Consider the following 24,986-nt stretch of genomic DNA (forward strand, 5'->3'; position numbering starts at 1 on the left):
CTGCTAAAAATTTTCCATCCGTGAATAATCCTGTACACAAGAGCAACAAGGCAATTTTCCGACCTTTCCAGGGTTTATTGCTCTTTCTATTGTTGTTATCCTCACTGCATGCTTACAGCGAAAATGGATATGATCTATGGCTACGGTATTCCCTTATTGAAAATGAGGCAATACGTACGCAGTATACTCAATTTTCTTCAAAAATAAGGGTGGCAGGAAACAGCCCGACCATCAACGCGCTCAAGTCTGAACTCATGACGGGGTTGAATAAAATGCTCGATATAACTCCGCAAATTTCTTCCGTTAGCACAGAATCTTACGCATTGATTATCGCAACCATTTCGAATCTTCCCGATAATGCTGATATCACCGGAATGCCCGAAATCAATGATGAAGGGTATATCATCATGACCCAAAATGTAAACGGCAATGAAAGACTTATCGTAACGGCCCGAACTGATATCGGTCTGCTTTATGGCACATTCAATCTTCTTCAACTTATGCAGCAGCAACGCGACCTGCAAAATATTGAGGTTGCCAGTTCACCCAGAATCAACTTACGTCTTTTAAATCATTGGGACAATCTCGACCGAACTGTAGAACGAGGTTATGCAGGTGCGTCCATCTGGAACTGGCAAAAACTTCCTGAATATATCGATCAGCGATACATTGATTATGCGCGCGCAAACGCCTCGATTGGAATAAACGGAACCGTAGTGACAAACGTAAATGCCAATGCCCTGATACTAACACCTCAATATGTGGATAAAGTAAAAGCGCTGGCCGACGTATTTCGCCCATACGGTATCAAAGTTTATCTCACTGCCCGGTTTTCTGCCCCGGTTGAACTCGGCGACCTCGATACCGCCGACCCCCTGGATCCGGCGGTTCAGGAATGGTGGAACGTAAAGGCAAATGAAATTTATAACCAGATCCCGGATTTCGGAGGGTTTTTGGTAAAGGCTAATTCCGAAGGCCAGCCCGGCCCGCAGAACTATGGAAGAAATCATGTAGATGGCGCGAATATGCTGGCAGCAGCCGTTAAGCCACACGGCGGTATTGTGATGTGGCGTGCCTTTGTTTATTCACCCGATGAAGGGGCTGATCGCGCAAGTCAGGCATCAAAAGAATTCGTTCCCTACGACGGGCAATTTGCTGAGAATGTTTTGGTTCAGGTTAAGAACGGACCGATTGATTTCCAGCCAAGGGAACCCTTCCACCCGATGTTCGGTGCGATGCCGAAAACTCCTTTAATGATGGAGTTTCAGATCACCCAAGAATACCTGGGATTTAGTACGCACCTGGTATTCCTCCCAAAACTATTTCAGGAAGTTTTGCACTCCAGGACTTATCAACCCAACCGTAATACGCGTGTAGCGGATATCATTGCAGGAACAGAAGGCAATCAGGCATTAACCGGAATGGCCGGGGTAGCCAATATCGGTTCAGATATAAACTGGACGGGGCATATTTTCGGTCAGGCGAATTGGTTTGGCTTTGGTAAACTGGCATGGGATCCTGATTATTCTCTTGAACAAATCGCGGAAGAATGGCTGAAAATGACCTTCACTCCTGATCCTGAATTTGTAAATTCCTTTCTGCCGGAACTTCTTGAGTCACGGGAAATGCCTGTATCCTATATGACACCACTTGGGTTGCATCATATGATGGATGCCGGTCATCACTACGGACCCGGGCCCTGGATCAGTAATATGTCGAGGCCCGACTGGACTTCTGTCTATTACCATAAAGCTGATAAATCGGGAATTGGCTTTGACCGTACAACCACCACAGGAAGTGGAGCGGTTAACGACTATGCCCCGGAACTCGCCAAATTATTTAATGATCCGGCTACCACTCCCGAAGAATTATTGCTTTGGTTCCATCACCTGCCCTGGACATACAAGTTAAAAAACGGCAGAACTCTTTGGGACAATCTGGGGATGAAATACCAGGAAGGCGTGGATGAGGTGGGTCAAATGCTCGAAACATGGAAATCTTTACGCCCTTATGTGGATGAAGAAAGATATGAGGAAATATTGATGCACCTGAATATTCAGTTCAAAGAGGCAAAATGGTGGAAAAATGCATGCATGCTGTACTTTCAGGAATTTTCTGAAATGCCATTCCCTCCGGAAATGACGGTCCCGGACAAAGACCTTTCTTATTATAAATCCTTGAAATTTCCCTATGCGCCGGGCATACGCCCGAGCTGGGATTAATATTGAACTATGAAAAGCAATGTAGCCATCGTTACAGGAGGCGGATCAGGTATCGGACTCGCCATCGCCGCGAAAATGTGTTCTGAGGGGATCATTACGTATATCGTAGGCCGAACGGCCGATAAACTCAGGTCTGCTCAGGAAAAACTCGGATCAAATGCGCGAATTAAGGTTTTTGACCTGGACAGGATTTCAGAGATACCACATCTGATCGATTCTATTTCGGAAGAAGCCGGCTCTGTGGACATCCTGGTGAATAATGCCGGAATCAATATGAAAAAGCCATTTTCGGATGTTTCAGATCAGGATTTCGCATCGATTCTCCATACCAATGTTCAGAGCATTTTTGCCATGAGCCGTGAAGTCGTCAGGATCATGCGCAAACAGGGACATGGCAGTATTGTGAATATTTCCTCCATGGCTGCTCAGTATGGAATTCCTTTTGTAATCGCCTACACGGCCAGTAAAACCGCAGTCGAAGGAATGACCCGCGCCATGGCCGTAGAACTGGCGGCAGACGGGATCCGGGTTAATTGCGTGGCTCCCGGGTTTATCCGAACTCCCATGTCTGCCAAGGCACTTGATTCAGACCCCGATAGAAAAAACAAGGTCCTCGGAAGAACGCCTATGAAATCACTGGGCGACCCGGATGATGTCGCCGAGGCAGTATACTTCCTGGCAACAGAATCTTCGAAATTTACAACCGGCGTTGTGCTGCCGGTGGATGGCGGAAACAGCATCGGGTTCTGATATGGAAGGAATAAAAATGTTAAAAACGATGCGCTGGTTCGGTCAGAAGGATCCCATTTCTCTCCGGGAATTACGCCAGGCCGGATGTGAAGGCATTGTTTCGGCATTGCACCATATTCCTGTAGGAGAAGTTTGGAGCATTGAAGCCATTGAGGAACACCGGCAACTGATCTCTGATGCCGGCCTGCAATGGATGGTTGTGGAAAGTCTGCCCGTGCATGAAGATATCAAGCAGGGAAAGGGAAACCGGCTGGAATTCATTGAAAACTACAAGCAAAGTATACGCAACCTCGCCGTCTGTGGAATTCATGTGATCACTTACAATTTCATGCCCGTACTTGACTGGATCAGAACAGATCATCAGTACCGGAATCCTGATGGATCACTTACACTTTCGTTCGATCCAATGGCATTTGCGACCTTTGATTTGCATTTATTGAAAAGACCGGGCGCACATGAAAGTTATTCTGAACATGAACAGCATGCGGCGGCAGCCTATGCAGAATCCCTTTCCGAAAATCAAAAGAAACAACTTTTCCAAAATATACTTTTAGGATTGCCAGGATCATCTGTCAATTTCACGCCCGAACAATTACTGAAACTGCTCGATGGGTATTCCGGTATCGATGAAACGGCATTTAGAAAAAACCTGGTAAATTTCCTTGAAGCGGTTGTGCCGGTGGCAGAAGAAGAGGGCAGTAAGCTGGCCATCCACCCTGATGATCCTCCATTTTCACTACTCGGATTGCCACGAATTATGAGTACGATGGATGACGCAGATAAAATATTCAATGCCGTACCATCTGTTTCGAACGGACTTTGTTTCTGTAGTGGTTCATTGGGCGCGCATGAGGAGAATGATCTGCCTGCTATTCTGGATGCCTTTGAAGACCGTGTTCACTTCATTCACCTAAGAAACGTGTTGAAATCGGGCAACAGGAATTTCAGAGAATCTCCCCACCTGGATGGTGACAATCCAATGGAGAAAATCATAGAAAAAATTTTGTTAATCATGCAAAAGCGAAATATTGCCCTTCCTGTACGACCAGACCATGGATTCCTGTTTGAGGCTGAAATACATAAAGATGCATACCCCGGCTATTCGCTGATGGGACGTATGAAAGGATTAGCCGAAATTACAGGGCTGGAAAGAGGAATATTATTTAAATTGAATCAATAAATATCATTTATAATACCATGAAGACAAATCACATAATTTATACCATTTGCCTGCTGATGTTCACATGGATTTCGATACCGCTCAGTGCGCAGGAAAATTCTACGGGAGATAAGCCAATTATTACAGATCTCTACACGGCCGATCCCTCTGCGCATGTCTTTGAAGGCAAGATCTATATTTATCCATCCCATGATTATGAATCAGGCATTCCGGAAGATGACATGGGAAGCCATTTCAACATGCAGGATTACCATGTATTTTCCATGAACAAGGTTGGCGGAACAGTTAAAGATCATGGCATCGCGCTGCATGTGGATGACGTACCGTGGGCAGCAAAGCAAATGTGGGCGCCGGACGCCGCGGAGAAAAACGGAACGTATTATCTGTATTTCCCTGCAAAGGATTCTGACGGCATCTTCAGGATCGGAGTCGCCACATCTTCCGACCCTGGCGGACCATTCAAGCCTGAAGACAAACCCATTGAGGGCAGTTACAGCATTGACCCGGCGATATTCAAGGATTCAGATGGATCCTACTACATGTACTTCGGGGGGATCTGGGGTGGTCAGCTTCAGCGATGGGAATCCGGCAGCTATGTGGGTGAAGATGTATATCCACCGGCTGATAAACCTGCAATTAATCCGAAAATTGCACGTCTGAGTGGAGATATGCTCTCTTTCGACGAAACACCGAAGGATGTAGTTATTCTGGATGAGGACGGAAATCCAATTGTAACGGGCGATAATGACCGAAGATATTTTGAAGCGGCATGGGTACATAAATATAAGGATGTCTATTACCTGTCCTACTCAACAGGTGATACCCATACTATATCTTACGCAACCGGGGATAATCCATACGGACCATTTACCTACCGGGGTGTGGTTTTAAATCCTGTGATTGGCTGGACCAATCATCACTCCATTGTTGAATACAAGGGTAAATGGTATTTATTCTTTCATGATAGTTCATTGTCGGGCGGAAAAACCCATCTCCGAAGCGTGAAGGTAAAAGAGCTGAAATATAATCCGGATGGAACCATTCAAACCCTTGATGCCTATAAGGATTGAAATTGAATTGGCTTGTGCTTTCTTCAAGTTTTGCAAGTAAAGTTAAGTTATTGAGCGAAGTTGTAATTAATGTTAAAACCAAGGTATGAGCATCATCAAAACAATTATAGTTTCAGGGATTTTAAGTTCATTGACGTCCGTTTGTCTTGCCCAGGAAGATGCTGCGACATTGGCGAAAGAACTTGCGAATCCTGTAGCATCACTCATCAGTGCACCGCTGCAGAATAACATGGATTTTGGGATTGGTCCATATAACGGATCCCGTTATCTGTTGAATATTCAGCCTGTAATTCCTGTCTCCATTTCTGAAAATCTGAATCTGATAACCAGGGTTATTCTGCCGGTAATCAGCCAGTATAATATAACCGGCGAAGGCCAGACAGAAACGGGCTTTGGTGATGCTGTTATTAGCGGGTTTATAAGTCCGAAAGCTTCCAGCAATGGGTTTACCTGGGGTGCCGGTCCGGTATTTCTCGTTCCAATTGGCAAAGACTACTTTACCGCCGACAAGTTTGGCATTGGTCCCACAGTGGTTGCATTACGGCAGGCCAATGGATTCACTTATGGAGCGCTGATCAATCAGATCTGGAGTATTGCGGGAAATGATGAACGAATGGATGTGAGTCAGCTGTTTTTTCAGCCCTTCTTAAATTATAACTGGGCATCCGGAGCAGGGGTCGGAACAAATTTTGAAATCACTCAAAACTGGAAGGGTGACAATACCCTGGTTTGGATGAATCCTTCTGTGAGCGGACTCACCAGCCTGGGTAAACAAAAAGTTCAAATGAGTATCGGGCCTCGCTTTAACCTTGCGGCACCAGAGAATGCCAAAGCAAAATGGGGCGTAAGGGCAGTGCTCGTTTTCCTGTTTCCCAAGGGATAAAATAAAAAAGGCCTGCATCAACAGGCCTTTTTTATTTGCATTCTGATCGCTATTCTGTCGCTGTCTGTACTGTTGTGAATTCCTGTACAGATTTATAGGGGCGGTATACGAATGGAAGCAGGAAGCATTGCGTGATCGACATGAGCACACCAATCTGATCGGTGAGTCCATCAGGTTCCCCGGTCGCCAGCAACACTGCCTGAACAGGAATGGGGCCCAGTATCAGGATTGCCATGAGTGTATTCCTGCGCGTCCAGGGATCATTAACTACCGGACCTGCTGCGTCTTCACGAATCACTTTGTAGATTACAAACAACGCGAGAACCGACAGGGGTATCACGATCCATGTAATGGAAATATGCACATTGAGAGTCTCTCCATGAAACATGCTGTCGCCATTCACGGCTATGTCATACAGCAGGTTGCCGAATACGTTAACAAACCATACGAGGAGCAGGCCATAGAATATCGTGCGATCCTTTACCCGATAGATGGAATACATGAGGAATACATAAAAAAGAAATTGAATTACGACAAAAATGAAATCTGTGGTAATTCCGTTTCCATAGAATGTGAATCCAAAATATTGGGTTCCCCAGGGATAGGATGACCCATCGCAGATAGACCTGATGAATGGAAGCCAGACAATCATGAAAGTCAGTGAAATCATAAAGGCCAGGATGTTCTTCCACATGGTAGGCCGGCGGTAAGCGGTTAAGTTTATCATTGTTGTTGTTATTTGGTTATGACCTAATGATCGGATTCCGCGAACAGAAGTTGCAGAAAAAGGGGCTTCAGGGATGAATTTGAGCTATTTGGGACAAACGGTAAGCTATTTTTCGATACGCTCCATCAGGGCATCAATAGCTGATCTTGAAACAGGGAAGATGTTTGGGTAAAAATTAAGCTTTAAGGAAAGCTTATTCCGGTTTCCCTCTACGCGATCGACATGAAAAAGATTGATCATATAGGACCTGTGACATCTGAATAGTGCCGGATGAATATCCTGTTCATCAATTGATTTAAGGCTTTGCCTGATGATGGATTTACGAACCGCGTCATCTTCCAGGTAGTGGATTTCCACATAATTATCTGCAGATTCAATGAACAATAAATTACGCAGCTTCATGACCATAGTATCCTTATCATTCTCGGCAACTATACGGATAATGTCATCCTGATTTATTTGATCATTCCGGTAGTGATAAGCTGCCGACAGCGACTCCTTAAGTGAGGTAATAAAAAGATAGATAAAAATTCCAGCCAGCGGCAACATTCCAAGGGCAGCAAAATTGATCAGAAATTCAACATAACTCTTCCATCTGAAGTCATGCCATTCACCCATAATATTGTAAATGAAAAAAGAGCTTGTAGCAAGTAAAATGTAGTTCCAGAGGGTCCAAATAATGATCCCTATTCTCCGCGAAGGGTGGAACAGGGGAAAAAGAAGAATCTCATTCAATAGTAATATCATGCCGGAACCACCCACAAAGATTACCAGCGCATAAACCAATTGCCACCTGATACGTTCCGTGGGATCATAATTGTTTACACCAAATGGTTGAAAAAAGAGAAGAAAAACAAAGATGAACACCATTGTAATCCATATGGCATGGAATCGTTCGGCACGTGTGAGCTGCCGCCCTTCTTCGAGCAAATAGGATTTTACTTTTTTCATGAGGGTGATACAATGAATCCGAACGAGCATTCCATCCGGCAATTCAATATGCAACTTTTTCTTAAGTTACGCAGAATGAGGGTCAGGAGATTCTAATGCTTATTTATGCGCATTCCGGTCGGAAATAATTCCTTCAGCAATCCAGTTTGCAAGTGCCTGACGGTTGTCGGCAAGTACAAACCGTCGCTGGTCTTTTTCGTTCTTAATATTTCCGAGTTCAATAAATACGGTAGGCGGGTAGCTGTATTTAACCACATACAAACTGCTGCGGGAGCTGACTGAGCCATAGTAATTCCTGTTAGGCTGATGGCGTTTATATTTCTTGGTAAAGGTTTCATGGATACTTGTTGCCATCGCCCGACCATTCACGCTATTCATGTGATGATAGAAGAATACGTCGATGTTTTCACCCCTGCTTCGGCTGTCGATGTGGATTGCCAGCATGCGCTGATAGGCCCCCTGATGTTTTGAATACAGATCATTCACGACAGCAACCCGGTCACGCAATCTGGCACGCTGACTGTACGGAATTTCCTTATCTGGATAATGACGCTCATCGGTATCGAGGGTTAGGATTGGTTCATCACGAATGCCGTCATCCTCATCCTTGACAATCATGTAAACAGTTGCTCCGTGCTCCATGAGCCGCCGGGCTAGTCGGAGTGTTACATCATAAGCATATTCATCCTCACTTAATTCATATGGCCCGTACTGCCCGATAGCCCCGGGATCCGGACCACTATGACCTGAAACCAGATAGTATACGGCACCCTTCAATTGTTCGTCCTTCAGCGTAATGGTCTTGTATTTTGATCCAAAGAGCGGCTCAACCATTCTACTGGAAGCCTCAGAAACCGTTTTTTCGTTGGTTACCGTACTGGTGCTTACTTCTGATTTACTTTCCTCAGTAATTGGCGGTATCAGGTATACCTGTCCTTTTACAAGACTGCTGTCGGAACCCAGCTTATGTTTATTCAGCGCGATGAAATCGGGAAGAAAATTTGCCGGATTCCGATCTGTACGACGAAGTATCGCAAAGATCCCTTCCCCTGTTTGTGCTATGACGGTATCTGGAACAACATCCTGTGAATGTAGCTGAAAGGGAATGACAAGAACGAGAGCCACCACAAGGGCGCAAAAAAATCTACGTGCCATGGGACAAAAATACAAAAAATAACTGCTTTTAATAATTGGTTTTACGGTGAAAAAGAGAAAAGAGTTTTATCGCCTTCCAATGCCCGGGTTTAGCAAACTTCAACTTATCTCCTTACACACCCGCTCATCCGGATATGCTTATTTATGCCCATTTAGTTCGTTAATATTCAATACTATGAAAGCATTTGTTCTGACCAGGTACGGTGAGCCTGAAGACCTTACACTCATGGATGTGGATAAGCCAACTCCGGCAACCGGACAGGTATTGGTGAAGGTTATGGCGACGGCCATCAATGATTACGACTGGGCGATGGTGCGGGGCAAGCCCGACCTTTACCGTCTGCTTTTTGGAATTACAAAACCAAAAAGCCCGGTTCCCGGGATGGAGCTTTCAGGCATCGTGGAAGCAGTTGGTGATAATGTAACACTCCTCAAGCCCGGCGACCGGGTCTATGGAGATATTTCCCAGTTTGGGTTCGGAACCTTTGCGGAATATGTATGTGTGAATGAGAAAGCGTTTGTACACATACCCGGGGGTATGAGTTTTGAAGAAGCTGCCTCGCTTTCGCATGCATCTATGCTCGCATATCAGGCGCTTTACGATTATGGAAAAATCGGTGAAGGCATGAAAATCCTGATAAATGGAGGAGGTGGCGGTGTAGGATTTTTCGGACTTCAGCTGGCAAAGCTTCACGGTGCGGAAGTGACGGGTGTGGATACCGGCGATAAGCTTTTAGCGATGAAATCGATCGGGTTCGACTATGTGATCGATTATAAGCGTGAAGACTTTACAAGGAATGGCAAGAAATACGACCTGATTGTGGATACAAAGACCACGCGCTCTTCCATCAGTTACCTGCGTTCATTAAATACGAACGGCCAGTATGTGACCGTTGGCGGATACTTACATCGTATCCTTGAAACGGTGGTGATGAACCCGGTCATCTCTCTGTTTAGCAACAAACGGGTAAAATTAGTACCGCTTGTGCCTAACAAAGACCTGGGGATCATAAACCATCTGTATAGTCAAGGGAAACTAAAATGTATGATTGACGGGCCATATTCGTTTGACAAAATACCATGGGCACTCCGTTATTTTGGCGAAGGGAGGCATACCGGGAAGGTTGTAATCCATGTTTCCCGTTGATTCTTTTAGTGGTTCCGAACTTTATAAAAATGTATCAGAATATCCTGGAAAGTATCGATTTCAATGAAATTAGTACGGAGGTTATAGTTATAACCATGCTCCTCAAACTTCTTTAAAAAGAATGAGAGCATTGAATTGTCACTACCCATGTTATGATGATATTCAATAATGTACTCGTTTGCCTTATTCAGCGAAGATGACTCCAACAGATCCGTAAGAATATTGATCTCCGCTCCCTCTACATCGATTTTTATCAGGTCTATATGTTCAAAAGATTTCAGATAATCAGATAACCTCTTTGCCGCAACGGTCATTTCTGATTCACCACTTCTGCCTTTTTTAACCGAACCCATCAGCGTTCCAATATTATCACCAATGAAAAAGGAAATGTCGGTTTCCTTGTCAAATAAGGCTACATTATGCAATTCTACATCCTTCAAATTATTCTCACGCACATTCTCTTCGAGCAAGTCAAATGCATAGGGATTAGCTTCGAAGGCAATAATTCTTGAGCCGGGATATAGGCTTTTGAAATAAAGGATCGACATCCCGATATTCGCGCCGCAATCGATAATTAGTGGTTCCGGTGTAGCAGATTCAAAGTAGTATTCGTCTGACATGAAAATCTCATTAAAGAGATGTTCGATAGTACGATAGTCATAACCCTGAAATTGATAATTCAAAAAATCCACCTTAACCTTTGAGTTTCTTTTCTTATTGATTCCTCGTTTTACCTGGAGTTTGCTCAATGTGGCGAATGCCGAAATCTTTTCGGCGGTACTACCCCTGTATTTTGCTGACATCCAAATATTACGCAGAATCTTTTTAATCGCCATTCGTTTCTTTTTCTTGAACCAGAATGCAAGATGTGGTTTTTGGGGATAAAAAAGAAAATCATGTCTTCAGAAATAAGGGAAGGCTAAAATTATTGTTGAAGTGATCCGAAATCAACTAATAAAAAAGCAGCGGTACCGCTGCTTTTTTATTCCATTTCCACTACCCGTATCCTGTTCAATTTCAATCGGTGGTGAAAAGTCCCGCGGGCATTTCCCGGTTTATTCACGTGACAATAAATGCGTTGCCTTTTCTGTTTCCATGATCATTTCGGTGTGCCTGAATACTTTCACCTTCATGACCCTGAATTCTTTCATGAAAGCGGCTATTCTGATTTCCAATTCTGCATGTTCATCACGGCTACTTTGCAAATCATGGGAGAACGGGTTCTCAATGAGCTCTGCGATATGTTTGAAATGAATTTTGATCCGGCTTTCAATCTGATCCCGCTCTTTATCCATTTCACGTAGTTTCGAGACCATGATTCTCGTGTCTTCGATGTGTTTATCATCAATCAGCCACATAAGATATTTAGCTATAAGATTCTGCAGAAAACCCAGTTCATCTTCATAGAATTTCATATCTGATAACCAATGCTCGCTCATGTAATACATCTGCTCAGGCGAAATGCGCGCCAATCCTTCAGTTTCCGGTCGATTTACCCTGTCGGTTCTCGGCTTTCCGGATTTTTTAGATAACGTTTTCATGTTGATCCTATTTTCTAATAATCTCGCGAAAAAGGATCTGATTCGGTATGATAAATGATTGAAAAAAAATGAACATCCGTCATTCCATTCACTTTAATGCTGACTGGGCAATAAACTCCCTCTTAATTGGATGGACTGAAAAGAAATTATTTGAGTGAATCTCCTTGAAACCACGTTCAAAATTCATAATTTCCGAGACTATTCACTTTCTCAAACTACAAATCCAAACAAGTCATGAGTAACACAAAAGGCTACGCAGCCTATAGCCCCACCGAAGAAATAAAACCCTTTGAATTCGACCGTCGGGAAGTCGGTCCGAAAGATGTAAAAATTGAAATCGATTATTGCGGCGTATGCCACAGCGACATACATACAGCACATAATGACTGGGGAATGTCGATGTATCCGATCGTTCCCGGTCATGAGATCGTCGGCCGGGTTACACAAATTGGCTCAGATGTAACCAACCATAAAGTAGGCGACCTTGTGGCCGTCGGATGTATGGTCGACTCCTGCAGGGAATGTGCTTCCTGCAAGGATGATCTCGAGCAGTTTTGCATGAACGGAATGGTAATGACCTATGGAAGTCCGGATGCAGTAATGGGTGGCGTAACACACGGGGGATACTCAACCCAGATTGTGGTGAATGACTATTTCGTTCTGAAGGTATCCGATAAGCTTGATGTGAAAGCGGTTGCCCCTTTGCTTTGCGCAGGGATTACAACCTATTCGCCACTGATGCACTGGAAGGTTGGACCCGGACAAAAAGTAGGTGTTATCGGATTGGGCGGACTCGGACATATGGGCGTTAAGTTTGCCGCTGCCATGGGAGCTGATGTGGTAATGATCACCACCTCCCCTGAAAAAGGAGCGGATGCAAAACGCCTTGGTGCGAATGACGTGATCGTTTCCAAAGATGCCGATCAGATGGCCGCACACGCCGGTACATTCGATTTCCTCCTGAACACGGTCCCTGTTGGTCATGATATCAACCCATACCTGCCGCTGTTAAAAAATGACCGGACCATGGTGCTGGTGGGAGCCACACCCGTAGACCTCCATAGTATGGGTCTTATCTTTGGTCGGAAAAATGTGGCCGGTTCCCTGATCGGAGGCATCAAGGAAACCCAGGAAATGCTGGATTTCTGCGCCGAACACAACATTGTCTCAGATATCGAAATGATCAATATGCAGGAAATCAACGAGGCCTGGGATCGTGTAATGAAATCGGATGTTAAATACCGGTTCGTGATCGATATGAAATCCCTGAAGTCGAATTAGTATAAATCCCGGTTCAATATGAATTGAAAGAGGCTGTCTAAATTGACAGCCTCTTTTTTTGTGTTAAAGCGTGTTTCAGGCGCCGGCCTCAGCCATTTCACGGACTTCATCCGGTGATAGCGGTTCAGGCACATAATTATCGATCGGCGGAATCGACATGAGGTACATATAAATTGCCTTCAGATCATCATCGGGCAATTCACCGATGATCTCCCAGGGCATAGGCGGCATAATCGGCCTTCCCTGCTCAACCCCCATGTGTTTCCCGGTTCGCATAGCCTTGACAAATGTTTCCAGTGTCCAGCCTTTGATCCCCGTTTCATGGGGTGTCAGGTTTCTCGCATAGGACATTCCCCAGGGGCCCACAAATGTGGTCAGATCGGGCGCAAATGCCAGCCAGTTTCCGGGCTCAAGCGCTTTTACTTCCATGGGTGGCAAAGGCGAACCGTCCGGATGCCCCGAAAGCATTCTGGACTCATCAAATTTCATCACGCCGTTTTCAAAGGTCTTTGGTGAATGACAATCCTGGCATCCGCCAATTGCTACAAGGTGCTTACCGTTCCGAATGAAATCCTGATCGGTCATTTCAGGCGCTGTGGCCTGGGCTTCCTTTACCGGCTGACTGCAGCTGGTAAAAAAAATGCCACTGATCAAAAAGATCAATGGCATCCATCGAATGGTGAATTTGTTCATGGTTGTTTGGTTAGGGTTGGAATTCCTGCCTGTCTTAGGTCATTGACAGATAGTCATTTAACCATTCAATATAGTAAAAATTACGGTTACTTTAAAGGGGTATCCTGCTTACCGGAGTAGTCTTTAACAAATGTTTATTTTACTTTTGAGCAGCCTCATAAATAGCATCCAGAAGGCTCCCCCTTTCCTTTGTGTCATTTCCAAGCTCCCAGAACATAATCCCTCCCAGTTGTCTATCCATGGCATAGCGGGTCTTCAAAGCCACAGAAACGGTATCATCATAGGAAATCATTATACTGTCCCTCTCATTGTACATGAACGGAGCCTTCGCTTTTTCGTCCCAGAATCGCACATAATTAGTATCAGGCTCAAAGGTTTTCCGGATGTGGTGATAAGCGCTCCAGCCAATGTGAAGTCCCCTGCTTAACTGGTAGAGTCCGTGATTCACCGGAGGAACCCCCTTCCAGGCACGGCCATAAAAGGCCGCCCCGATTACGATCTGTTTGGGATCCACCCCTTCGCTTATCAGGAAAGTCACAATTTTTTCCACTGACTCCGGGTTAGGATCAGGGCTTTCGCCCGCCTTGAAAAGGCTATCCAGGTGATCATGAAATGGTGTGCCCACAATTTCTTCACTTGTTACATCACCCAAAGGCGTGTGATGGCCTGTATATATTGATACCCCCGAAACCTGGTCATATGTCATCACATTGGTATAGTTCGCATATTTCATTACTTCATTTACCTCAATATGATCGTAATACCGTTTCCAGCCCGCCGAGGCGAATGTGAGCACCTTCGGTGATTCGAACGTATCGAGCATTTCCCGAAGGCCCTTCATCAGTGCCGTGAAGTTTTTGGTGTCTTCCGGACGGGCCTTTGTTCCCGCTCCTGAAATTCCGGGATACTCCCAGTCCATGTCCATTCCGTCAAGTTGATATTTTTGAATGAAGTCATGCGCACTATTAATAAATTTCGCACGACTCTCTTCAGTGAGGGCCATATCAGAAAACCCGTCGGCCCCCCACCCACCGCAGGCGATCATCACTTTCAGGTCCGGATTTCGTTCCTTTTGCCGAACCAGTGCTTCCAGCTTTGGACCCGCCACTTCGGGTTTGCCAAATTTCATTTCCCCGTCGATTACATGGGTAAAGGAATAGATGATATGGGTAAGCTTTTCTACGGGTATCTTCTCAGGCTGATAATCCCGTTCGGGGACATAGTAGGCCATGATAACAGGATCTGTGCCTTGCTCCTCATGAAATTCTTCATTCCTGCTCTCCGGAGCCGAACAGGAAACCAAAAGAAAAAAAATAGAACTCGGGACGATTATTGGAAACTTCAATTGTAAGGGTTTAAAATCAATGATATTATCAGATAATCAGCACTTAAAATGGTAAAAAGACTTCTAAAATCATCACTTTACACATATTAATTCAGCAGATATGATTAAATTATGTGATCAATAATAATATTACAAATGAGTCGATTTTTACTATTCCTCTTCTTTGGCGCAATCATAACTATGTTTACTTCTTGTAAGAAGGATAATGACGTTCAGGGAGATCAACAACAAGTAAGTACTGAAGAATTAAACAGGACACCACCTGAAGGAGACGCACATCATGGAGATATGTCCATTGACCCTTCAGCAATTTCACAAACTTCCCGGCTTGGTGAAAGAAGTTTTTCGCCCTATGCTAATCGAAAATTTCCTACCAGACCTTTATGGGGAGATCAGCATATTCATTCGGGCTGGTCATTCGATGCAGGTTTTATAAATTCACTCGGCCCGAAAGAAGCGATGAAATTCGCACGAGGGGAACAGGTGGAAACTACCTGGGGTGTGCCGGTTCAATTATCAAGACCACTGGATTGGCTGGCAATGACAGATCACTCAGACTTGCTGGGTGCAACCCCTCTCATGCGCGCATCAGATCCGCTGGTGATGGATGACCCCACGGTTCGACGGTGGAATAAAGCCATGCAAAGTGGTGATATAGACGCAATAACAACCGCCGCTATGGAGGCAATCCAGGCACAAGGTAATGGCACCTTGCCTGAGATTCTTAAGAACGAATCTGTTTTTCGCAGCTCATGGTCCGACTATACTTCCATCATTGAAGAATACAATGAGCCGGGGCGATTCACCGCACTGATCGGCTATGAATGGACACCCAATCCCGGCCCGGGAAATAACATGCATCGAAATGTCATTTACAGAGGCGGCAAAAACGAGGCTGATCAGTTACTTCCGTACACAACCTTTGAGAGTGTAGACCCTGAAGATTTGTGGCGCTGGATGGAGAATTATGAAAAAGAAACCGGTGATCGCGTGCTTGCCATCCCGCATAACGGAAATCTTTCAAACGGTCTCATGTTTGCTTTCGAAACTTATGGCGGTGAACCATTAACCATGGAATACGCGAATAGGAGGCAACGATTTGAGCCCATCTACGAAGTCACACAAATTAAGGGTGACGGAGAAGCCCATCCACTGTTTTCACCTGAAGATGAGTTTGCTGATTTTGAAACATGGGATGAGGGCAATCTGAACCTGACTCCAAAGGATTCCGGAATGCTGAATCATGAATACTGGCGGGAAGCTTTAAAAAATGGCATTATGCTCTCTGAAAAAATCGGCGCGAATCCGTTCATGGTCGGAGCGGCAGGCGGAACCGATGCCCACACCGCATTATCTGCAGTGGAAGAGGATAATTTTTTCGGGAAGCATTCCGGGGTAGAGCCATCGCCCACGCGATGGGAACATGTGGTTTTATCGTTCGACGGAAGAGAAATTCTTGGATGGAGACAGGCATCCGGTGGATACACCGCAGTATGGGCGGCAGAGAATACACGAGAAGCAATCTGGGACGCCATGATGCGCAGGGAAACATATGCATCGACCGGTCCTCGAATAACAGTTCGCTTTTTTGGAGGCTGGAATTTTGTTGAGGAGGATGCGCAAGCACGGGAACCCGGATGGATCGGATATGATAAGGGTGTTCCAATGGGAGGTATGCTGGAAGCACGATCAGAAGACAAGTCACCGACTTTCCTTGTGGCTGCATTGCGGGATCCTATCGGCGCTAACCTAGACCGGATCCAGGTTGTCAAGGGATGGCTGGATAAAGACGGGAATACACACGAAAAAGTGTATGATGTGGCGTGGTCAGATAATCGCAGGAAAGGCAGGGACGGTAAATTACCCGCTGTTGGAAATACGGTAGATGTAGCAAATGCCACCTGGAAAAACAGCATTGGCTCACCGGAATTAATAACTGTCTGGGAAGATCCGGATTTTGACCCGGACCTGAAATGCTTTTACTACGCCCGTGTAATAGAAATTCCTACACCGCGCTGGACGGCTTATGAAGCAAAACGATTCAAGCTTGAACTGCCTGAGGAAGTTCCAATGATAATCCAGGAACGGGCCTATACCTCACCAATCTGGTATATGCCGGAATAACTTAATTCGGAATTAACTTAAAAGTCCGGGGCACTTGAAACGAATCCCGGACTTTCTTTTTTCTAGCGATTGCAAAACAAGCCACATCCGATGTCTGTCATCGGCTTGGTTACTTTTTAGAACAATTCGATTGAAAAACAAACTTGTGCAACTAATCAAAGATTATAGGACATACTTATACCTCAGATAGATAGTACCTTTCGTCATAATTTTTTGAAAGCCAATTTTTTAGACGAGGAAATACCCAGGTAGTCCCTCCTACGGATTAATACAACAATTATGCGAATTTCAATTATTACTCTTTTGGCATTTAGTTTCTTTACCTCTGCCATTGGTCAGGTAAAAGAACTGTGGACTGAAAATCACACGGAAAACATAAACTGGCAACAGGTTACCTCCTATGGTCATTACATTGTAGGCGGGAGCCGGTCTTTATCCGCGTTCAATCCTGATACGGGCCAGCGATTGTGGTCGGCCCCTGAATTTGCGAATGTTCCTATGGAAGCCGTCGAACAAATGGACGGATCGCCGTTACTTTCTGTGAATATCGGTACAGACATCGCTTTTCTTGATCCATTTACCGGAGAAAAGAAGTTTGACAGCAATAAGGCTGGAATAAAGGAAATTATTGACCAGCATGTACTGTATGAATCGAATGGCATCCTGATATCCGGAAAGAACATAAGCAATGATGAAACTATCGTTATGGCTTCGCTGGAAACAGGTGAGATCGCCTGGTCAATCCGGGAAGATTACGGGCGCGTTGTCGCAGTAAGCGAGGTATCAGCCAATGAAGTACTAATAGTCACACTGTTTTTCAACTACAAAGTCAATACAACTTCAGGAGATATTATCTGGAAGAATGAAATTTCGGATGCCAATTCACAACTTGAAAAAATGGGTGCCCTGGGTTCTCTTCTGAAGGATGCAACGACTTCCATGGCAAACAAGATGGATATTAATGTGGGTTTCTTCCAGCATCCTACCGATGACATGTTTATCATTGCCAGTGAACAGGAAGGATCTGCGTCTAACAGCGGTTTTACAATGAGCACGGGTGATGTTCCACAGATGAACACCACCTACATCGCGTTCTCCCTGAGCACTGGTGAGAAACTCTGGAAAGACGATATTCAGGTAAACGGAATGATGGGCACATTGCACTTTGCCGACAACGGATTTATATCCCTGCCTGATAACGGTGGTGGAACCATCATTAACCTGTATGACTACGCTACCGGAGAAGGCATGTGGGGTAAGAAGGGAAAAGGCGTAAGGATCAAGGGTGGAATATACGATTATGTTGTGGCTGGAGATGGCTTGCTGCTGGTGACCCGTCAGGGAGAAAAAGATTTTATTTCTTACCTGGATGTGAACCAGGGCTTGCTCACGTTTGACAAGCCTGTGAAAATTGACGGTCGCCTTACTTTTAGTGAGAAGACATCGAACGGACTTCTGTTCATCACAACAGAGGAATTAAATATCCTCGACCCCGCAACAGGCGAATTGCTTTTAAAAGACCAGATTTCTGTGAACAGGGCCATTGTACAAAACAAAGATGTACTGTACGCCTACGACGTGAAACATCAGGTCATTAAGAAATTAGACAAGAATACGGCAAAAACAAGCATATTCTCGCCGGACATCCGATTTGAAGGAAAGGAAATACCGACAAATCTTGAAATGCGGGAAAGTGGCTTGCTGGTTTCTTCGGAACAGAATATGCTGTTATTGGACCAGGATGGAAAAGTAGTTTACACCAGTTACTTCGAAGCGCCAAGGGAACCAGGGGTTTTGCGTGCCCTTCGATATGCCAACGCGATATATGCTTCCTATGTGAGCGTGGTTTCCTATAGTGCGGCAGCGCAATTAGGGGCCATTAGCCAGGAGTATTCAGACGACGTTGCCGTTTCCTCCATTGCCAATGGGCTCGGACAAGCCTATGGAGAATTGGGCAATCAGGCATCGGGCTTTGCAAAGCAATCATTTCAAATGGCAAATGCCCGCTTTAAGGCAACTTCAGAAGGGGAAAATTATCTGATCATTCTGTCAAGAGTAGATCAGCAAAATGCACTTCTTCAGGTAAATAAAGACACCGGTGAAGTTGAAGGCAAAATATTCCTTGGAAGTGACCGGAATCCCGACTATGCCATGGACGGCGTCCTTGGGTATGTATTTTATCGCACGGGACCTGATTCGATTAAAGGGTATAAGCTGTAATAAAACGGGGAAATTGGTATTCCCCGAGCAGCGCGGATTAGCTTCCGGGCCAATCGCACTCAAGCTCAATAAAGAAAGCAGCGAAAAAGGCTGCTTTTTTAATTCTCGCCTCCCCAACAATTCACTTTAAAATTGAAGGGCTATTTTAATTATCCTGGGTTGAAATGTTGATAAATATTTGCAGCTTAAGTAAGCTGAGAACAGACATCAATTAAACTATAGAATTAATGTAAGTTGTATGTTTTTAGGGTTTTAACAAGTCGAGCACGATTCAGTGTTATATCATAATTCCAGTCCTGATTGACCTCAGTTTAATGGATAATTTATATATTGAAATTGCATTGGTGAGTTGAAAATGGCTTTATACGTAGTTGCGGTAATTATTGATATGAAAAACGCTTATTGTAAACTCTCCTCCTCAAATCAATTTTGACCGAAAAACTACTTTCCATTGACCCAAACCAAGAAAAACATTACAGATGAACCTAAGGAAGTGAATCCTTCAGGTTTTGACCGTCGCAAGTTCCTCATGCTCAGCGCTACCGGAGTAGCTTCCACACTTACTGGTTGCGCAATAAATCAAAATACCAGCAATTCATCCCAACTTGCAGAAGTCACGAGCATTGAACCGGTCGTTCCTGATTCTGTGGAGAGCCAGGCGATGCCTGAGGTGGGCGACCTGGTTAATCCGGCAAATATGCCGACGGAAACCTGGCAGGAGCCCTGGGTTTGGCGCCCGGAGCGGTGGCGAGACTCCTGCCTGGAGTTAAATGTGGTTGAATTCCAAAACCCGGGTGATTCGACTTCACCGGGGGACCAGGGAGCATCGTTGTTCAGTTACGGAGGAACGAGTCCAGGCCCGACAATACGCGTGAAAAGTGACGGAACGGTACGGTTCAGAGTGCGGAATCATTTGGATCAAAATCAGCAAAATACCCCGGTGGGTCCCGCACCGGATCCTCTCGAATTAGTCCCGGCTGTTCGCAATCAAGTTATTTCACTCATCAAGGAGCAGGTACCCGACAGAAATACAAACCTGCCCGACTTTTTTTTACCGTTTTTATACCCGGAACAGGTAAATGAGGTCATTCCCGTAAAGTTGCTTCCTGGTTGGAATCTGGGCGGTCATATCAATGGTCTGCATGGAGCCCACACCACCAATTTACACACTCATGGCCTGCACGTGGAACCGCAGCGCAATAAGGACGGGAGCCACTCGGATAATCTGTTTCTTCGTATTATTCCACAAGCTGACTGGGAAGCGAGGAAGGCCATTGGAAATGCGGAACTGGATCCTAATGAACATGTGGGAGAATTGGAATACAAGATACAGCTTTCCTTTGATCGTAATGGTCAGCAGATGCCGCACCCTCCCGGAACACATTGGTATCATCCGCATTCACATGGAGCGACTCACGACCAGGTGGCTAGCGGCATGGCAGGATTCCTGATTATCGAAGGGGACGTAGATGAGGAAATTAACAAAGTAATGACGGGAGATCCGAGTCCGGACCCTGAATTGAAAACAGGTCGATGGGATTACCGGGAAAGGCTGATCTTTTTACAACGCGTATTCGTGGCAGCCAGCGACCTGGATGCAGGCCCCAGACGCGGACAATTACGTTTCCCACAATTCCCGGCGGTCAATGGCCTGGTCAAACCCAGGGTAATTCGGATGCGTCCCGGAGCCGTGGAAAGGTGGCGGGTGCTCAATGGAAGTGTGGATGGGGCAGGCACTAAGCGTTTCATGGTGCTAAAAGGCCAATACACACAAAAGAACGGCCAAATGTATCGTGTCGAAACTGTAAAAGGTGAAAAAGAAGATTCGCGTCGCTTAATAGCTGTAACCGATAAGGACTTTGAAGAAAACAAGCTGGATCTTCACCAACTAGCAATTGACGGTATTACACGAGTAGTCGAGCGGGACGGAAAGGTCCGGCATGAAATTAAAGACCTCTCACGTCAGAATGCCGGCACAACCAATCCCTACATAACCACTCCTTTACCCGGCGAAAGTGACGCTACTGCCAAACTGCGAGGTTTTGAAGCTGTTTTCAGAGATGGTGATAGTTTACGACGCTCTTTCGTTCGTCCTAACGAAGTTTACATGGTAAACGCTAATCGTACTGATATTTTGTTTAAGGCTCCTTTGGATTCGGCGGATCAGATCTTTACCATATTTGCAAGGGAGGCACATATACATGCCGATTCCATGCAAGAAGTTTTACAGAGGCAAGTAGTCAGGCCCGAATCTGGTGGTAGGCGGCCACTTTTTGATGTGGTAGTCGCGTACATTCATGTAGAAGGAAAACCGGTTGAAGGAGGTGATTTCGATATCCAATCTTTGAATACATATCTGCCACCTGTTCCGCCGCTGCTTCAACCAGTTCGGGCAGATGAACTCAAGGTTCCGCAAAAGGAGGCCTCAATCACCGGAGCTAAGCCCGGGCAACACAGAACGCGTGTGATCAGTTACTCCGGTACTGGAGGAACAGATTGGCCAACCATTAAAGTCCCGGAAGGTTTTACCGAGAAATGGGCTGATCAAAAGAATATGCTCTGGGGGAATCATCAGGGGGTGGATTTATTGATGCCCAACCTTACCCGCACCATGGCGATTAATTCGGAATTTGACCTGTCTAAAAACCCGGACCCCGGATTGCCACGAAAGTTCGCGCACAATGACCCGAAACGTACCAGGGTTTTGGTAAACACTGCCGAGGAATGGGCGCTATACAACTGCTCACAGATGCTCTGGTGTCATTCAGATCGAAAACGATTTCCCCAACCGGGTTCATATGGAGCTCATTATGTTTCGTATCCAATTTCCAGAAAGGAGGGGCAAGACCGTTTTGCCAAAGATCCGGAGTTCATCATTTCTACTAAAGGAGTGGATCACCCGTTCCATATCCATGTGAACCCGATGTGGGTCTTACGAATCGACGTACCGGATGAAAACGGTGATCTGCACAATATACTGCCGGAACCCGTATGGATGGATACGGTTCCGATTCCACGCCATGGTGGACGCGTGGTATTCCGTACCCGTTTCGATGATTTTGCAGGGCAGTGGGTCAATCACTGCCATCTGCTGCTTCACGAGGACAATGGCATGATGCAGATGGTAGATTGCCAGGAAGAAGCCGAGGGTGTTAATTATAATGGCAAACAGAAGGTCGCTGAACACGGCATGAATGGCTCAGAAGTGGATGCCATTTATCCCAAACCGTCATTGGAACTTATGTACCGTCAGAACCTGAGTTTTATCGATCCGAATCATATCGCCTATCAGGAGTATCCTGGTTTTGAACTCAAAATTCCCAAATTGGAGGATTGATAACAGGGGTTTTTTGATGAGCAAATTTCCCTGAAATCGCTGGATTGCTGGATTTGGCCGATACTGCTTATTTAGGCCACCGGCTTCAACTGGTTGGACGTATATTTACATCCCACTGTCGAGTCGAACTATAAGCAAGTATGCGATGGAAATGAAAATAACCAGAATAATGAGTAATGACCATAGTATCCTCTTATATTTTCGTTTCAACTCAACTTCTTCTGTCCGGCGGATAAGATTTACCATATTGCCAAAATCTGCCCAATGAACCGCGAACGCGTAAACCTCATATCCACTCTGCTTCAGAATATTCTTCATCCAGTACCATAGGATGTTTCCAGAAAAGGCCAGAAGTATCAGGAGAAAAATTAAAATGCCTTTAAGGGGACTATTCATATAGGCTAAATTTAAAACTTTTATGATAAGTTAATTCGTTTGCCGAGTTTGTGATATTCGTCTTAATCCGATCGAAAGGCCTGAAGTAAAAGAAAAAGTCCAGAATATAAATATTGGTACCCCCGACATATGTGTGATCCTGAGAATTCAATATTTCAGGAAATTAATCCGGAGTAAGGACTTCCATACTGCTTAATTCAGGTCCGCCTCCACGATTACCGGACCCTGCCACAACGTATATTTTTCCATTGACATTGACTGCCCCCGTTCCATGTCGTCCCTGTTGCATGGACGGGAGTTTTTTCCAGGTCATGGTCGATGTATTAAATCCTTCTACATCGCTGTGAGAGGACTCCTGCGCACCACTTTCCCCACCAATGATAAGAACCAACTGGCCATATGCTACGGAGGATGCACCTGCCCGTTCTGTTGGAATATTTTTTTCAGCAGAGAGCGTTGACCATTCTCCTGTTTCGAAATCATAGATATCTACTGAGGCAAGCGTAGTTTCCAATACTTTGTTTGTCTTTGCGCTTGATTGTCTTCCGCCGGCAATCACTAATTTATTATCCACCACGGAAGCGCTTATATGGTCCCGGGCAGTTGGTGCATCAGGGAGAATTTTCCAGGAATTTGTCGAAGGGTCAAATTCATCAAACCAGGCCTGTGTCCCGTCATAATGTCCATCAACCTCACCGCCAATCAAATAAATTTTATCATTATGAACAAATGCCCCGGCCGCACCGCGCCTGCGCCCGGAAGGAATCACCGGCCCTTTGCGCCATTCATTTTTCTCCAGGTTGAATATATAGACATCAGGTATGGGTATCTCATGTGGGTATGGACCTGTAAATGCGCCCAATACCCAAACTTCACCCTGGAAAGTAATGGCTTGAAAATGGCTCATTTCCAGAGGTGTCTCAATATGCCGTTTCCAAGTGTTTGAAGCAATGTCGAATGATTCGACCGGCCGAAGTCCACGTCCACCAAGAAGCACAAGTGTATTTCCAACCGCCGTAAGTGAATTTTCATGTCTTGGAGTGCAGTTATTCGAACCTTCTAAAGTGCTCCATTCCTGGGCAATTCCACAGGTTGCCATGAGCAGGGAAAGAATTAAGACTACGTATCGCATGATGATTTTGGTTGGTTACAAACAAAATACAATAATTCAGATATATTCATACCGCGAGACAGGCTAAAAACTGTTCATAAAATTATCAGCTAAGGCAACAACAGTAAATAAGTGAAGAGGCGCAAGGCTGATTAAGCTCTTCAGCTTTTTGCCGCCAATCAGACAATCCTAATTTCTAAAATAGTATCAAGACTATATAAATCACTTTTTGGTATACACCTGAATCATTTTGAAGAGCATTTTGGAAAGCTGTTCCAGCGTATCATTGAGCTTTTCTAACTCTTCTGAAGAGATACACTTCTCTTCATGTAAAATATCACAGATTTCAGATACTTCAAATACTGATGCCCTCGCCACCACGTAGAAATTTCTTTTGTCAGGTGCAGTACGTCGCCCGGCACCCTCCACGATATTTAGAAGTACACTTAAGCTTGCCCGGTGAAGTTGATCAGCAATAATTCTATCCGGCTTACTGACTGTTAATATGTTCCTAATATATCGATAAAGGTCTTTGGCTGTCTGATAAACCTGTAATGTTTTGTAATGGAACACATAGCATTTTATCTCACGCCACGGACATCAGAAAGGATACAGGAACAGGATATCCTCCTTCGCAATGCTTCGGAGGACTTAGCACTCCTTCGTTAAAACTTCGGAGTGCAAAGCAGGTAAAAACAAAAACAGTTCGAAGATACCTGTATCCTGTATCCTCGAACTGTTCCTGTTTTTGCTCCCCCTCTTGGGCTCGAACCAAGGACCTACTGATTAACAGTCAGCCGCTCTAACCAACTGAGCTAAGGGGGAATATTTTCCCAAATGGATTGCAATATTA

Annotated in this window: 21 protein-coding genes and 1 tRNA gene; 10 read left to right on the forward strand and 12 right to left on the reverse strand. The window is 45.1% G+C overall.

Annotated elements, in window-relative coordinates:
• The first annotated feature begins 20 nt into the window (after positions 1 to 20).
• The 5 genes from LDX50_RS04400 to LDX50_RS04420 all read left to right on the forward strand — a co-directional run bounded on the left by LDX50_RS04400 (position 21) and on the right by LDX50_RS04420 (position 6,105).
• Entirely contained in the window at positions 21 to 2,222 is a 2,202-nt protein-coding gene (locus LDX50_RS04400) for an alpha-glucuronidase family glycosyl hydrolase (RefSeq protein WP_225697197.1), read from the forward strand.
• A 9-nt stretch (positions 2,223 to 2,231) separates the two neighbouring features.
• Positions 2,232 to 2,972: an SDR family NAD(P)-dependent oxidoreductase gene (locus LDX50_RS04405; protein WP_225697198.1), complete on the forward strand. Its 741-nt coding sequence runs from the start codon at positions 2,232 to 2,234 to the stop codon at positions 2,970 to 2,972.
• A gap of 1 nt (position 2,973) precedes the next feature.
• On the forward strand, positions 2,974 to 4,152 hold the full coding sequence (uxuA, locus tag LDX50_RS04410) for a mannonate dehydratase (protein ID WP_225697199.1): 1,179 nt from the start codon (positions 2,974 to 2,976) through the stop codon (positions 4,150 to 4,152).
• A gap of 56 nt (positions 4,153 to 4,208) precedes the next feature.
• Positions 4,209 to 5,222 carry a glycoside hydrolase family 43 protein gene (locus tag LDX50_RS04415; RefSeq protein ID WP_225697574.1) on the forward strand — a complete coding sequence of 338 codons (1,014 nt, stop codon included), beginning with the start codon at positions 4,209 to 4,211 and terminating at the stop codon, positions 5,220 to 5,222.
• 85 nt (positions 5,223 to 5,307) lie between these two features.
• Positions 5,308 to 6,105, forward strand: coding sequence for a hypothetical protein (locus LDX50_RS04420; RefSeq protein ID WP_225697200.1), 798 nt, complete (start codon positions 5,308 to 5,310; stop codon positions 6,103 to 6,105).
• A gap of 49 nt (positions 6,106 to 6,154) precedes the next feature.
• Here LDX50_RS04420 and LDX50_RS04425 read toward each other — a convergent pair whose 3' ends face one another.
• The 3 genes from LDX50_RS04425 to LDX50_RS04435 all read right to left on the reverse strand — a co-directional run bounded on the left by LDX50_RS04425 (position 6,155) and on the right by LDX50_RS04435 (position 8,938).
• Complete coding sequence (locus LDX50_RS04425) at positions 6,155 to 6,832, reverse strand: ubiquinol cytochrome C oxidoreductase (protein ID WP_225697201.1); 678 nt, start codon at positions 6,830 to 6,832, stop codon at positions 6,155 to 6,157.
• Positions 6,833 to 6,937: 105 nt separating this feature from the next.
• Positions 6,938 to 7,783: a LytR/AlgR family response regulator transcription factor gene (locus LDX50_RS04430; RefSeq protein ID WP_225697202.1), complete on the reverse strand. Its 846-nt coding sequence runs from the start codon at positions 7,781 to 7,783 to the stop codon at positions 6,938 to 6,940.
• A gap of 99 nt (positions 7,784 to 7,882) precedes the next feature.
• On the reverse strand, positions 7,883 to 8,938 hold the full coding sequence (locus tag LDX50_RS04435; RefSeq protein WP_225697203.1) for an N-acetylmuramoyl-L-alanine amidase family protein: 1,056 nt from the start codon (positions 8,936 to 8,938) through the stop codon (positions 7,883 to 7,885).
• Positions 8,939 to 9,113: 175 nt separating this feature from the next.
• Here LDX50_RS04435 and LDX50_RS04440 point away from each other — a divergent pair, with 175 nt between their 5' ends.
• The gene (locus LDX50_RS04440; protein ID WP_225697204.1) at positions 9,114 to 10,085 is read left to right on the forward strand and encodes an NAD(P)-dependent alcohol dehydrogenase; all 972 of its coding nucleotides are present in this window, start codon (positions 9,114 to 9,116) and stop codon (positions 10,083 to 10,085) included.
• Between the two features lie 5 nt (positions 10,086 to 10,090).
• Here the strand turns inward: LDX50_RS04440 and LDX50_RS04445 are convergent, their stop codons facing one another.
• A complete protein-coding gene (locus LDX50_RS04445) occupies positions 10,091 to 10,921 on the reverse strand; it encodes an FkbM family methyltransferase (RefSeq protein ID WP_225697205.1) in 831 nt (276 codons plus the stop codon).
• A 219-nt stretch (positions 10,922 to 11,140) separates the two neighbouring features.
• Positions 11,141 to 11,626 carry a hypothetical protein gene (locus tag LDX50_RS04450; RefSeq protein WP_225697206.1) on the reverse strand — a complete coding sequence of 162 codons (486 nt, stop codon included), beginning with the start codon at positions 11,624 to 11,626 and terminating at the stop codon, positions 11,141 to 11,143.
• 234 nt (positions 11,627 to 11,860) lie between these two features.
• Here LDX50_RS04450 and LDX50_RS04455 point away from each other — a divergent pair, with 234 nt between their 5' ends.
• Entirely contained in the window at positions 11,861 to 12,907 is a 1,047-nt protein-coding gene (locus tag LDX50_RS04455) for an NAD(P)-dependent alcohol dehydrogenase (protein ID WP_225697207.1), read from the forward strand.
• Positions 12,908 to 12,982: 75 nt separating this feature from the next.
• Here LDX50_RS04455 and LDX50_RS04460 read toward each other — a convergent pair whose 3' ends face one another.
• Together LDX50_RS04460 and LDX50_RS04465 are read right to left on the reverse strand one after the other, a co-directional pair.
• Positions 12,983 to 13,600: a c-type cytochrome gene (locus LDX50_RS04460; protein WP_225697208.1), complete on the reverse strand. Its 618-nt coding sequence runs from the start codon at positions 13,598 to 13,600 to the stop codon at positions 12,983 to 12,985.
• 139 nt (positions 13,601 to 13,739) lie between these two features.
• Positions 13,740 to 14,945: a glycoside hydrolase family 18 protein gene (locus LDX50_RS04465; protein WP_225697209.1), complete on the reverse strand. Its 1,206-nt coding sequence runs from the start codon at positions 14,943 to 14,945 to the stop codon at positions 13,740 to 13,742.
• A gap of 135 nt (positions 14,946 to 15,080) precedes the next feature.
• On the opposite strand from LDX50_RS04465, the gene LDX50_RS04470 reads away from it, so the two are divergent.
• The 3 genes from LDX50_RS04470 to LDX50_RS04480 all read left to right on the forward strand — a co-directional run bounded on the left by LDX50_RS04470 (position 15,081) and on the right by LDX50_RS04480 (position 22,626).
• Positions 15,081 to 17,069 (forward strand): DUF3604 domain-containing protein, encoded by a 1,989-nt coding sequence (locus LDX50_RS04470; protein ID WP_225697210.1) that lies wholly within the window; start codon positions 15,081 to 15,083, stop codon positions 17,067 to 17,069.
• A 279-nt stretch (positions 17,070 to 17,348) separates the two neighbouring features.
• Positions 17,349 to 19,289: an outer membrane protein assembly factor BamB family protein gene (locus LDX50_RS04475; RefSeq protein WP_225697211.1), complete on the forward strand. Its 1,941-nt coding sequence runs from the start codon at positions 17,349 to 17,351 to the stop codon at positions 19,287 to 19,289.
• Between the two features lie 451 nt (positions 19,290 to 19,740).
• Positions 19,741 to 22,626, forward strand: a complete 2,886-nt coding sequence (locus LDX50_RS04480; protein WP_225697212.1) for a multicopper oxidase family protein — start codon at positions 19,741 to 19,743, stop codon at positions 22,624 to 22,626.
• A 105-nt stretch (positions 22,627 to 22,731) separates the two neighbouring features.
• Here LDX50_RS04480 and LDX50_RS04485 read toward each other — a convergent pair whose 3' ends face one another.
• From LDX50_RS04485 to LDX50_RS04505, 5 genes are all read right to left on the reverse strand, one after another.
• Positions 22,732 to 23,022, reverse strand: a complete 291-nt coding sequence (locus LDX50_RS04485) for a hypothetical protein (RefSeq protein ID WP_225697213.1) — start codon at positions 23,020 to 23,022, stop codon at positions 22,732 to 22,734.
• Between the two features lie 163 nt (positions 23,023 to 23,185).
• The gene (locus LDX50_RS04490) at positions 23,186 to 24,154 is read right to left on the reverse strand and encodes a Kelch repeat-containing protein (protein ID WP_225697214.1); all 969 of its coding nucleotides are present in this window, start codon (positions 24,152 to 24,154) and stop codon (positions 23,186 to 23,188) included.
• A 201-nt stretch (positions 24,155 to 24,355) separates the two neighbouring features.
• On the reverse strand, positions 24,356 to 24,706 hold the full coding sequence (locus LDX50_RS04495; RefSeq protein ID WP_225697215.1) for a four helix bundle protein: 351 nt from the start codon (positions 24,704 to 24,706) through the stop codon (positions 24,356 to 24,358).
• A 13-nt stretch (positions 24,707 to 24,719) separates the two neighbouring features.
• A complete protein-coding gene (locus LDX50_RS04500) occupies positions 24,720 to 24,908 on the reverse strand; it encodes a hypothetical protein (RefSeq protein WP_225697216.1) in 189 nt (62 codons plus the stop codon).
• A tRNA-Asn gene (locus LDX50_RS04505) sits at positions 24,885 to 24,958 on the reverse strand. Before LDX50_RS04505 ends, LDX50_RS04500 begins: the two co-directional genes overlap by 24 nt.
• Positions 24,959 to 24,986: the final 28 nt, after the last annotated feature.

The sequence above is a fragment of the Fulvivirga sedimenti genome (genome assembly GCF_020328055.1).

Bases quoted from the DNA above. Each gene is read 5' to 3' on its own strand.
- LDX50_RS04405 (WP_225697198.1), top strand. From the start codon at position 2,232: ATGAAAAGCAATGTAGCCATCGTTACAGGAGGCGGATCAGGTATCGGA.
- uxuA (WP_225697199.1), top strand. From the start codon at position 2,974: ATGGAAGGAATAAAAATGTTAAAAACGATGCGCTGGTTCGGTCAGAAG.
- LDX50_RS04415 (WP_225697574.1), top strand. From the start codon at position 4,209: ATGTTCACATGGATTTCGATACCGCTCAGTGCGCAGGAAAATTCTACG.
- LDX50_RS04420 (WP_225697200.1), top strand. From the start codon at position 5,308: ATGAGCATCATCAAAACAATTATAGTTTCAGGGATTTTAAGTTCATTG.
- LDX50_RS04425 (WP_225697201.1), bottom strand. From the start codon at position 6,832: ATGATAAACTTAACCGCTTACCGCCGGCCTACCATGTGGAAGAACATC.
- LDX50_RS04430 (WP_225697202.1), bottom strand. From the start codon at position 7,783: ATGAAAAAAGTAAAATCCTATTTGCTCGAAGAAGGGCGGCAGCTCACA.
- LDX50_RS04435 (WP_225697203.1), bottom strand. From the start codon at position 8,938: ATGGCACGTAGATTTTTTTGCGCCCTTGTGGTGGCTCTCGTTCTTGTC.
- LDX50_RS04440 (WP_225697204.1), top strand. From the start codon at position 9,114: ATGAAAGCATTTGTTCTGACCAGGTACGGTGAGCCTGAAGACCTTACA.
- LDX50_RS04445 (WP_225697205.1), bottom strand. From the start codon at position 10,921: ATGGCGATTAAAAAGATTCTGCGTAATATTTGGATGTCAGCAAAATAC.
- LDX50_RS04450 (WP_225697206.1), bottom strand. From the start codon at position 11,626: ATGAAAACGTTATCTAAAAAATCCGGAAAGCCGAGAACCGACAGGGTA.
- LDX50_RS04455 (WP_225697207.1), top strand. From the start codon at position 11,861: ATGAGTAACACAAAAGGCTACGCAGCCTATAGCCCCACCGAAGAAATA.
- LDX50_RS04460 (WP_225697208.1), bottom strand. From the start codon at position 13,600: ATGAACAAATTCACCATTCGATGGATGCCATTGATCTTTTTGATCAGT.
- LDX50_RS04470 (WP_225697210.1), top strand. From the start codon at position 15,081: ATGAGTCGATTTTTACTATTCCTCTTCTTTGGCGCAATCATAACTATG.
- LDX50_RS04475 (WP_225697211.1), top strand. From the start codon at position 17,349: ATGCGAATTTCAATTATTACTCTTTTGGCATTTAGTTTCTTTACCTCT.
- LDX50_RS04485 (WP_225697213.1), bottom strand. From the start codon at position 23,022: ATGAATAGTCCCCTTAAAGGCATTTTAATTTTTCTCCTGATACTTCTG.
- LDX50_RS04490 (WP_225697214.1), bottom strand. From the start codon at position 24,154: ATGCGATACGTAGTCTTAATTCTTTCCCTGCTCATGGCAACCTGTGGA.